The sequence below is a fragment of the Treponema sp. R80B11-R83G3 genome (assembly GCF_054786115.1).
Map to the genome: position 1 here is coordinate 49,532 of NZ_BDHF01000011.1, position 11,319 is coordinate 60,850.

General features: G+C 40.5%; 9 protein-coding genes. All 9 read right to left on the reverse strand.

What is annotated here, in order from left to right; genetic code table 11:
- Positions 1-26 precede the first annotated feature (26 nt).
- Positions 27-1,625 carry an HD domain-containing phosphohydrolase gene (locus tag ACYVRH_RS02955; RefSeq protein ID WP_461255441.1) on the reverse strand — a complete coding sequence of 533 codons (1,599 nt, stop codon included), beginning with the start codon at positions 1,623-1,625 and terminating at the stop codon, positions 27-29.
- Positions 1,622-2,749, reverse strand: a complete 1,128-nt coding sequence (locus ACYVRH_RS02960; RefSeq protein WP_461255442.1) for a BMP family ABC transporter substrate-binding protein — start codon at positions 2,747-2,749, stop codon at positions 1,622-1,624. The genes ACYVRH_RS02955 and ACYVRH_RS02960 overlap by 4 nt, the downstream gene beginning before the upstream one ends.
- Before the next feature lie 628 nt (positions 2,750-3,377).
- Positions 3,378-4,133, reverse strand: coding sequence for a lysostaphin resistance A-like protein (locus ACYVRH_RS02965; RefSeq protein ID WP_461255443.1), 756 nt, complete (start codon positions 4,131-4,133; stop codon positions 3,378-3,380).
- Between the two features lie 75 nt (positions 4,134-4,208).
- The gene (locus ACYVRH_RS02970) at positions 4,209-4,979 is read right to left on the reverse strand and encodes a hypothetical protein (RefSeq protein ID WP_461255444.1); all 771 of its coding nucleotides are present in this window, start codon (positions 4,977-4,979) and stop codon (positions 4,209-4,211) included.
- A gap of 82 nt (positions 4,980-5,061) precedes the next feature.
- A complete protein-coding gene (locus ACYVRH_RS02975) occupies positions 5,062-6,375 on the reverse strand; it encodes a tetratricopeptide repeat protein (RefSeq protein WP_461255445.1) in 1,314 nt (437 codons plus the stop codon).
- A complete protein-coding gene (locus ACYVRH_RS02980; protein ID WP_461255446.1) occupies positions 6,372-7,271 on the reverse strand; it encodes a hypothetical protein in 900 nt (299 codons plus the stop codon). The genes ACYVRH_RS02975 and ACYVRH_RS02980 overlap by 4 nt, the downstream gene beginning before the upstream one ends.
- Before the next feature lie 264 nt (positions 7,272-7,535).
- Positions 7,536-8,255: a DNA-binding domain-containing protein gene (locus ACYVRH_RS02985; protein WP_461255447.1), complete on the reverse strand. Its 720-nt coding sequence runs from the start codon at positions 8,253-8,255 to the stop codon at positions 7,536-7,538.
- 148 nt (positions 8,256-8,403) lie between these two features.
- Positions 8,404-9,492: a hypothetical protein gene (locus ACYVRH_RS02990; RefSeq protein ID WP_461255448.1), complete on the reverse strand. Its 1,089-nt coding sequence runs from the start codon at positions 9,490-9,492 to the stop codon at positions 8,404-8,406.
- 111 nt (positions 9,493-9,603) lie between these two features.
- Positions 9,604-10,758 (reverse strand): hypothetical protein, encoded by a 1,155-nt coding sequence (locus tag ACYVRH_RS02995; RefSeq protein ID WP_461255449.1) that lies wholly within the window; start codon positions 10,756-10,758, stop codon positions 9,604-9,606.
- Between the last annotated feature and the right edge of the window lie 561 nt (positions 10,759-11,319).

The following is an 11,319-nucleotide window of genomic DNA, read 5'->3' on the forward strand; positions in this document are numbered from 1 at the left end:
GATGCCCCCGCAACCATGAATCCGCATCACTCCATAACTTTTTTAAACTTGTCGGCAACCGCCAAAAATATATCAACAAGGCAGGGGTCAAATTGTTTTCCCTTACTTTCCATTATTATTTTTACGGCTTCTTCGTGCGTAAACGCCTTTTTATATGATCTTACGGAAACAAGCGCGTCGTATACGTCGGCAATCGTCATGATGCGCCCTAATAATGGTATTTCGTATTCTTTTAACCCTTTTGGGTAACCTGTGCCGTCCCATTTTTCATGGTGGCTGACGGCGAGTATTTTCGCGTATTTCAGGAATTCGTTTTCTTTTGTCATTGTTTCAATTTTTGTAATTATTTGCTCTCCATACGTCGTGTGCTTTTTCATTTCGTTAAATTCTTCTTCACTTAGCTTGCCGGGTTTTTTTAAGATTCTGTCTTCTATGGAAATCTTGCCAATGTCATGCAACTGGCTGGATTGGATTATCAGGTCTATGTCCCAGTCTTTTGTTATTTCCTTATAAACGCCATTTTTGCGAATTTCGTCTAACAGTATTTTTATTCCCCTCTGCGTTCTGTCTATGTGGCCGCCTGTTACGTCATCTCTGCAATCTACCAGTTCCGCCATTGTTTTTAACAGGGCGCGTTCAAGGCTGAGGGATTTTTCTACGGCGCGGCCTTTAGCCACGGCTAAACGCAGCAGTATTGCGCCCAGCGACAGGGCGAGAACCAGCCCTAACACGATGAGTATGCGCGCGGAATTATAAAGATCGTAGTAAAACCGCGAGAGAGGCGTTGTAATCCCAATATACCAGTTATTAAAAATACGTTTAAAAAAAACGATTGCTGAACTGCCGTTTGAATTTTTTATTCTGACGGCGGACATTTCTTTTCCTGAACGCAGTTTCCTGGCAATGTCGCGATAGTCGCCTCCTAAATCCCGCAACTGGCGGCCTATGAACTCGGTGTCAGGATAGGTCATAAATGTCAGGTTTTGGCTGAGAAGCATTCCGTAGCCGCCTGACGCAAGTGAAAGCGAATCTACATATTTTACCAGCCAGTCAATCTTAATAATCAGCACGACAATTCCAGCCATATCGCCGTTTTTTAAGTCGATGTTCCGAACTGCGGACATAACGGTATTCCCGTTTCTCCAATCTCTGTACGGGACGGTAAAGGCGACTGATTTTCCGCTTCGTATCCCTACCTGATACCAGGGGCGCGTCTGCGGAATAAAATCAGAGCCGGCCTTGAGTCCAACGCTGTCGTAAAATTCCCCGTTAATATACGCGAAAATACCGTCGTAAACCATCAGCCCTTGATCTCGTTTGCGAATCCATTCGTTGGTGAGGGCAAGGTAATCAATTATCTCTTGCCGTTCGGCGTTCTGTTCTATCATATTTTGTATGATGTAATAAGAATTGAGGAGAGTTGTTTCGGCTTCCGAGAGGCCGGCTCTCACATTTGATTCGGCGGAAAACAGAATTCCGTTTGCCTCTCTTGACAGGCGGCTTTGCAATATGCGCCCGATGAAGAGAAACGACGTGATTGCCATGAGCGCGAATGCGGCAAACACAAATAACAATTGAAGGTAATTGTTACGCGATACTAAACGCGGCGGTGTAAATAGTTTCATTCTGCCACCGTCCGATAATACCAGTTCATTCCGTTACGGATTTCATCATCGGTCAGGTTTCCGCCTTCCCTGCCGATACTTTTGCCGTCGTTGGTTTCCATCACTCCGTTGAACACGTCAAACTCGCCGCCTTCAATGCGCAGACGTTCTTCATTAATTATTCGCTCTATTTCCACGTTAAGAGGGATATTTTTATTGAGGGGAGTAATGTCTACTACCCTGTCTTTCAGCGAGCCGTACCAAGGGGCGGTTGTAAACGTGCCGTCTATTACACTTTGCACGAGGAATGTATAATACGCGCTCCAGCGCCATATTACCGAAGTTATGACCGCTGCGGGGGCGTCGGCGCTCATATCCGTACTGTAGCCTATTCCCCATATTCCTGCCCTTTCAGCTTCTATCATTGGCGTGGGCGTGTCGGTGTGTTGCGCGATGACATCACAGCCTGCGGCGATGAGGGCGCGGCTTGCAAACGCCTCTCCCATTGGATCAAACCAGCTATATGTAACTTTGACGTAAATTCGCGCTTTGGGATTTACCTTTTCTACTCCGAGCGCAAAGGCGTTTATGCCGCCGGTTACGTCGCTATTATCTTTTCCCCAAGCTGTTACAAAACCGATTTTATTTGTTTTTGTTTTCATGCCCGCGGCAAGTCCTGAGAGGTAACGCGCCTGATAAATTTTGCCATAGTAATTGGTAAGGTTAGTGTCATTGTGTTTATCTCCTATGACGGCGAATATGACTGACGGAAAATCCCTCGCCAGTTGTTCGCAAGTGTCAATATAACCCCAGCTTGTTGAAATAATGATATTGGCTCCCTGCGCGATTAGTTCGCGGTGCGCGTTTTCAACGCTTGTTAAATCCGTGTCATCTATGTGGGTTCTGTAAAGTATCTGGCTGTCCGTCAAACCAAGGCTTTTTTTCATTTCTTCTATGCCTGTCTGATGAGAGTAGGCGTAACCGGAACTTTCAGAGAAAGGGTCGGTTGTGTAGACAACTCCTATTTTTACTGTCTCTTTTGAGATAGGCATTCCGGATTTCCAGTTTTCTTTTTTACAGGAGAGGGGGAGTAAAAGAAAAATTAGTAAAATAATCCCCTTTGTTATAAATTGTTTTAGTATCAAAATTACTCCTCCTTATGATTTTTATAACAAATTGGTTATTATTCTAATTTACTTCATGCGATAATAATATTCAATGGGGTGGATATAGTGCGTAGGTTTTAAAAGATGTATGCCCAAAGAATTTATTTAGTACAGTCGGGCAGGCTGCGCACGCTGTAAAAACTTCGGAAGAACCCGCCTCGCACTGGCGGCCACCTAAAGGCGGCCTTGCTTTTATTGGGGACTGCGGCATTTTTTGGTGCTCTCAGCGTGCGGCATTATTGATCTACACGGCTACGCCGTGCGTTTATTTGGCTGTGAGCCTTTTCGGCGACTAAACAGCAGTAGTTAGAAGGCTTTATCTAGGGTACGTCGCCGAACTCTTATTCTCTGAATTTTCTTTGTTTTATTCCAAAGTCTCTCCGGCGGGGAATTCCGAAAGATGTTTCTACAGCGTGCGCAGCCTGCCCGACTGTACTCAAGGATTTTATTGGGCATACATCTTCTAGCGCTATTTAGCAATGAGCAATGAGCAATAGACACTATCGGTCAACGTATAAATGTTGCCTAACGACAATACCAAAAAGTGGAGTTACCGTGCGTTACCGGATATCGTCAGCCATACCATAGAAAAGTGGTATCAGTTACGTTACTTTTCCTTCTCAGCCTTACTTAGCTTATACATCATATACGAACCAATGCCTAACAGCACAAGAGCCGCATAGAAAGTGCCAAGACTGGAAAAAGGTTCGCTTATTAATACATCTGCAAATAAATTGTTGGTAAAATGCAGAAGCATTGGGAGAATCAGACTGCCGCTGCGGAGATAAATCCAAAAGGTGTAACATGAAAGCAGAAAAAGGGGAATGATCCGTATAGGGTCCAAGTGAAGAACCGCAAACAGGAGGGAAGCGATAATAACTGCCGCTATTGTCGGATAATGTTTTTTCAGGATTGTAAAGACAATACCCTTGAAAAGCATTTCCTCTGCAACCGCCGGAATAATCGCGCTGTCAATCAAATTAATGAAAAAATTACCTTCTGTTATTCCAAGGTATGTATCCCAACCGTATAAAAAAGAAAAAAACAAAAAATGAAGGTAAAAACCAAACAATGTGTAACCTATTGAACATATTATCGCCACGCCCCAAACCAAGCCGCTTACCTTCTTGAAAGAACAAACCGAGGCAAGAGTTTTTCGTTGGTCTTTCAGCCCCACGCCGATTACTACGATAAAAACCGCCGCATGAGTGATTATTCCCGCAATTTGGGCTGACAAGCTGTCATAAGATAAATCGAATATTTTAACGAATAAGAATTTTACAAAATTACCAACTTTGAACATCAGCAGAAGCAAAACGCCAAGCCCAAGAACATATAATAATCGTACCCATTGCTTTTTCATCAGGTGTCCTTAATTAAACTGTTTGCAAATGTGTCAAACATGCTGTGTTACCGTTGCGTTACTTTTCCTATCGTATCATGGAAAGAATGAACCGTCCAACTCAATAATTATTGATAGATCTATATCAAGCGATATAGTATATGAAGTTATCTTCAAAATATTTTGTCCATTTTTAGGATAACTAGGCCCATAATATATGCCATCTTTGCTATTGTAATACATTGTAAACGGATTTATCTGAAAGGAATGTGCCTCCCAGTATGTATCGATGTCTCCAAAATAATACCAAGATATATTTTTCCAATAATAATCGCCAAATTGCAAAAAACCATTACCGAAGGTAATGTCTGGGAATAAACCCCATTCCACGGAATCATTAAAATTGCCTTCTTTATCATTATACGAATTATTATAACCGTAGGATAATTCTAAAATGCCGTTTTCAGGCTGGTTTTTGTATTTGAAAGTCATTTTTAACCGCCACAGATTTTCAAGGCCAATTTCCCTTATAGTGTCAATTTGCTTTTCATAATAACTTATGACATCAGCGCTCAAGTTTTTTCTGTTCTCGGCAAGGTATTTTTCCAGCGGATTAACAGTTTCTCTGCTCCATTGAATTTCAACATAATCAATGTTTTTGGCATAATCTTCGTTTGCATCGACCATTGTATATAATAAAACTTTTCTTTTAAAAACTTTGAACCGATCCGTTGATGGAGTCTGACTTTTTTTCGGATCAGTGTTACCGACTTTTTGCGCAAAGACGGATTTACATGGAAATAATCCTAATCCGATTACAAGACACAAGAAAACAATTTTTTTAATTTCAAACCTTTTACTATTCATTTTCATCCTCCAAAAGATGTAAAATTATGCGTACTATGCCCGTTGGCATTTATTAACAAAAGTGGTATCAGGTGCTTTTGCGTTACCTTGACTCCACCAACCGCCGCTGCTGCTCACGGGTGAGAGTGGTAACCGTACTGGATACCCGCACATCGTCTATGACTTTTTGTACCAAACCTTCATTAAATGCATAAATAACTCTTTCATATGCGTGATAAACATCTCCATACCTGATATTTTTTGTCGATATTATTGCATTAGATAATACAATGTGTGTTTCTTTAACGCACGTATATGTCCCGGCGTTGGGGTTGATATAAAAATTGGTCAAAATATCTTTTACCTCATTCAGTGCCGTATTGCTCAAAACAGCCGCCGGGATCAACGCGGCTTGGGTGCGAACAGTGTCTAAATCGAACTGGACAAAATCTGGTTTATTATCCGTTTTCTTATTTCGCATAGCAACCAATAATGCATTTAGCGTCTGAGCAGAAAGTTCCTTTCTGCTATTTTTGTTTTCTGGTCTTTCATAACTTAAAACATATTCTCCTGTCTTATAATTTCGTGATAAAACTGAATTATACGTTCTATCTGCTGATAAATTTCTTAATGGAAAACTAAACTTATTAAACTCCTCGTCCATGACATCGGAGATGAGGGAGCGGATATTGTCACGGTAAAAAGCTTCTATCTCCTGACGGGTTACTTTGTCTTTATCGCTGACTGTTTTTAACCAGTTTTCATATTTGGTAACAACATCGTTTTTGCCAAGAAAGCGGTTTACTATTATCTCCATATACATTGCTCCGCAAAACCACATATCCGCCTTATTGGTTTTGTCTACGGTAAAACCGCTTGGGTCAAAGCCTTTTTCCAAACCTGTTTTGAAATCCGCTATTGCTTTGTGATATAAGCCTTTTGCTCCGTAGGCAATGCCACGAAATATGTAATCTATTGGATTCAATGAATCGGAATTGAGGCTAAAAGCTTTATTAAAATCGGCAATAGCCGCGTCGTAATTCTTTGTACCAATATATGCTCTCCCTCTATTAATATAAACGTATGCAATAGGCTCATCCTTTATTATCTTATCAGAATCAAAATCAATATAAATTCGTGCAGTATATGGCATATCAGTTATTACCTTACTATAATCAGCAATAGCTGCATTATAATTTCCAGTATTTAAATAGCAATCACCTCTACCCCAATATGCGTAAGAATTGGTACTGTCAAGCTTAATTGACTCGCTGTACGCTGTTATTGCGTTGGCATAATCGCCTTTATCAAAATATTCTCCGCCCTTTTTAACCAATTCTTCTGCGGTTGTCTGCCCAAATGTGTTGGTTGCGAATACGGCAAACAGTAAAATTGCCGCTACTGCGATTTTCTTCATGGTTTGGCTCCTTTTTTAGTTATGGCGGTAACATTTTGTATTTCATTTATAGGCGGATCAGGTAATATTTTCCACAATGAATTGAAATGTCCTAGACACTGACCGCAAATAGTTTCTTCGTTAGCTTTTACTTCTTTCTCCAATACAAAAGACATAGTTTCAGGAACTGTTAAACCTGTGTGATAAGGCGTCCACCATGCCCATACATTATTAATAATAATGACTGAATAACGCACCTGTGTAGTAAATCGTTTATAATCAAAATGTTTATGTGTGCTTATTGCAAGCTTTTTTAATTTTTTAATTATCTCAAAAGCTTCTTTCTGATGCTTTTGTCCATCTTTCTTAATAGCTGTTATTGGATCTCCACTGTGAACACTTTCCATGTTCCATACATCATTTATTAAATCACCATTGTCTTCAGCGATTATTATTTTTACTTCATTATTTATACTTTCTGTTATTATTTTTTCTAGTAGTTTTTCTATGCTTCTCAATAATTCATAACCATGATAAAGAATTATTTTTACCTTGTATACTTTCCCTATTTGAGTATCTCCTCTAAGCGTGTCTTTAATTTGTGAAAAATTTCCTCTATTGTTTTGATAAAGACCAGTTACGCCTGCAAGTTTTAGCGCATACATAAATTTTACAGGAAAATCAATTGTTTGTTTATATACTTGGTTCCATTTTGCGGCAAAAAATAACGCAATAATTATAACGGGCATATAAATAAAGCTAAAAACAATAATTATATTATTGATCGGTGCGATAGTTGAAGTAACAACATTAAAAACAATGTTAAACACCGCAATAATTGTTCCGCTTATAGAGCCAATAATCCCGAATATTAAATACTGGTTATAAAGATTGTCCTGATTTTCAATCTTTTTCATTTTCATCCTCCTAAAGATGTAAATTATGCGTTTATTGCCCGCCGGCATTTATTAACATCCCTGCCGCCCAACGGGCGGCTTAAAAACCGTTTTTCCCTCTCACCCCCTGATATTGCTAGGTCAGCCCCTTGCGCTAACCTAGCTCAGCCCCCTGCGCAAGCCTAGCGCAACATTTTGCGCAAGCTTAGCTTGACTCTTTGCGCTAGGCTTGCTTGATACCTTGCGCTAGGCTAGTTTACGGCTCTTGCAGGGGGAAGTTGGCTTTTATAACACGGAGTGTTTTAAGAACTTGTCGCTTGAGCCGGTATATTGGGTGCGGATTTCCAGTTGTAGGGGGCTGCCGGGGGTTGGGGGAATTATGCCGATTATTTTGGATGAGGTGTTTTCCGCCTGTTTGGTTACTTTTGTTGGGTTGTTGCCTTCTTCGTCCAGAAAGAAGACTCCTACGCCGGGGTTGTCTCCGGCTACTTTGATTTTATGCCCGTGGATTATGAACTGGTTGCCGCTTGTTACTACGTGGTTTATCGAGTCGGCTTCTACGTCTATGAACTCGTCTATCCAGCCGTTTACGTCGGCTATGCCTTCGACTTCTACTTTGATGTTTTCGGCTAGTCTGCGGAGTTTGTTCTGGATGCGGAAGCGGAAGCTGATGGGGTGTTTTTTGTGGTCGTGCATTTCGGCGGCGTTGTTGAAGGTTCCGCCGATGTTGGGGTGGATGGAGTAATACCCTGTGTTGACGGCGAAGCCGTCGCATAGCTGGTAGGCGGCTTCATCGAAGAACTCTTTTACGTAGTTGATGAGGTCTTCGTAGTCGCCTGTGAAGCCGCCCCTGTTTTTGAGTGCGGCGCATACCTGTTCAATGTTGAGGGACGCTTCGCTGACGGTTCTTGCCAGATATGCGCCTTCGGCGGATGGCAGGTAGTTTGGGTAGAGTTTTACCCGTATCCTGTGCAGGACTTCGTTTACTTCGTTAATTATTGCCATAATTTTCTCCTTGCGGCTTTGCCGCTAATTTTATTTTTTAGCGATGCTTATGCTCGCTGTTTGTGATTACCTATGCAAACACTATAACAAGCGTCACCTGTTTATCAGGGACGCTACCGAAAAGTGGTGTCAGACTGCTGCGCTACCATTAATAAAATTTGCCCGATAAACCTATACCCCAGCTATTCCAGTTGCGTGGATGCTTAGCGATACTTTTATAATATTCTTGAAAATCCATAGTACCGGGAGAAGATTTATTTGGAGGAATTTCCGGTAACAAATCTTTCAAATAATAATCAAAATATATAGTGAACTTTGTTCTTCTACTTGGAATAATTGCGCCACGGATATACCAAAGTCCATTTGGAAAAGGGGCTGTCTCGACATATTCATAAGTGTTATGATCATAATAGCGTATCCCGTAATCTCCAGAACCAAACATACTAAACATACTTGTTGTATATCCACCGCCTACACCAATACCAAAAGCTTTACCATTGTTGCTATTAAAATAAAGACAAAACAATCCACCAGCCGATAATTCAAGGTCCATAGGTATGTTATCATCATATATATCGTATTTCTCAAATTCATCTTTAAGCGGATTTGGTTTCCATCCGAAGTTCATACCTACATTGGTTTCAATACCAAATGCTAATTTTCCAAAATCAACTATAAAACCAAAAGGAACAGCACCAATGTCCAAGCCAACTGCATTTATTGCCCCCCTGCTTATTCCTGCTATATATCCATTCTCAAAAGCAGTATATACTCCGCTTTGTTCCTTCTCCTTTCTTTGTATTGCAACTTTAAATCCTCCTGATAAATTAGCGATGAAAGCCGTGTCAACATCTGAATATTTTGCCCCAAGTACTTCGGTATATGAAGAAGCATAGTATGTGTATCCAGATTCAAAGTTGTAAGTTACAGTATTACTTCCAGTTATTGTATATCGATATTGACTATCCGAAGCTATGGATCTATAGGCAAATCCAAGTGTGTGTTCGCCAACGGGCAATCTAATTGAACTAGAGCCAAATGGCGACCAAGCTATTAAACCTACATCGACATCGTTGCCATTAACTGATACTAGGTCTAGAGGTCTTTGAATCACCAACGTAACCTGTTCAGCCATAGGAACGCTCGTATCATATTGTCCCTGATACGTAAGACAACTTGAAAATATTGCAAAAAAAGCAATACCAGCTAATATTTTCTTTGCGTAAAACATTTTCATCCTCCTAAGATGTAAAATTATGCGCTTACTGTCCGCCGACATTTAGTGTACACGCAAGGCAACTGTTACCTTTTCGGTAACAGCCACCTTCGTGTTAGCAGTTAAATATCATTATTTGTTTACTTGTTTCCATGTGAAACGCTCGTTATCTTTCAGATTACCCTGTCCCATAGTACCTTTTACACTCAACGTATATGTAATAGGAGTACCGGAAGCGGTAATTGTAAGCGGATCATTCTTTTCCTTTGTTCCTTCAGGTATTTCAGCGTCAACCGTGTGTGTACCGTTAGGTATTACGACACGGATTTCTTTTTTGGGTATAAGATATATGGAACGTTCCCCGTCAGAACCTTTGTCAATAACTATATTAGTCTGCCAGCCAACAAACTTGTCAATTCGCCGTATTACAAGTACTGTTTCGTCAGGACCGGCTTCCCTTGTATCACCGGTATCAGGCGGCGGCAATACAAATTCTTTCTTCCCTGATTTTTCTCCGTTACCGCCAAGCGCAGGAAGCATTAAAACAATGTTTTCAAAAGCATCGTCTAAAAGCACACGGAAGTTTTTGGCGTCTCCTGTTGTTCCTGCCGTTGATTGTACTGTTTCTATTTGCCCCTGTGCGATTAAGGTTCCTGTTTTGTCAAATAAACAAACTTCAACATTTATTGTTGAAGATGCGGATATTGGATCCGTATACATGGTCTCAGAATAAACCTGTTGCCCTACCATAGTTATTGCAAAATCCGTATTATTTTCTTTGCAAATTTCGGCGATCTTTGATTTTATTTCCGTATTTGCTTTACTGAAATAATCAGCCGTCGGAACGCCGCTAAAATTAAATGCGACATCTGTCGTTTTTGCGCCATTAAGTTCGGCATAGCGCGCGGAGAAAGTCTCAAGAAAAACCTTCTGTCTTCTGTCCAAAATATCCTGTTGCTGCCTCAAATAAGATTCACTGGTAATGCTTTCCTTGAAGTTGTTAAAATCAATTAAATTTGCACCTCCGGCTAATACTGCGCCAACAAGCCCGCCACCGCCGCTACTTCTTGTTACTGCCTGTTTTGGCAAAATCTTTGCTGCCATTGCAAGTTTAAATACAACTGCGCTTTTACCTTTCAATGTGTCTGCGGCAGACATTTTCTGCATTTCGTATGTTTTTACAATTATTGGCGCTGCTGGCGGCACAGACGCACAAGCCAACCCCAATACAATAAAAACCACCAAAGCCCCTGCCGCAATGATGTGCGGCGTCATTTTTTCTTTCATGTCAATCTCCTTAAAATAAATTTTTTATATAGTAAGCCTTCAACGAAAGCGCCTATACTCAAGAAAAGTAAATCTAGCCAGTCAAACGTGCCGGGTACTTTTTCCGATATTTGGCATATCTCAAAAACAAGTCCGATTATGTAGAAACAGGTAATATATATGGTTTGTTCTTTAGTTTTGTAAAACCAGATAAATCTTAAGAATAATATTGCTGATACGAACCAAAGGGTATCGGGTATGTTGTACAACAGAATGTCCGAAAATATTGACGGTTGTATTTGCGCTAATTTTTCATTTAAAAATACGGGTTTTGGTATCCATATAAATAGAAGCATATTATTTAAATTTCTGAACAAAAGGTATATGACCATACCTGTAAAAAGAAAAAATAAAGACAGCAAACTATAAAACGTTCTAATGTTTTTCATATTTTTGCCTGACTTTTGGCGGCTTGTGCATTCGGAGTAACCCGGTATTTTTTTGAGATTGCTATAAATATGTGAAAAAAGTGATATTTCTTTACTTGTAAAGCTGTTATTACACGGGGGGGGGGGGGGGGGG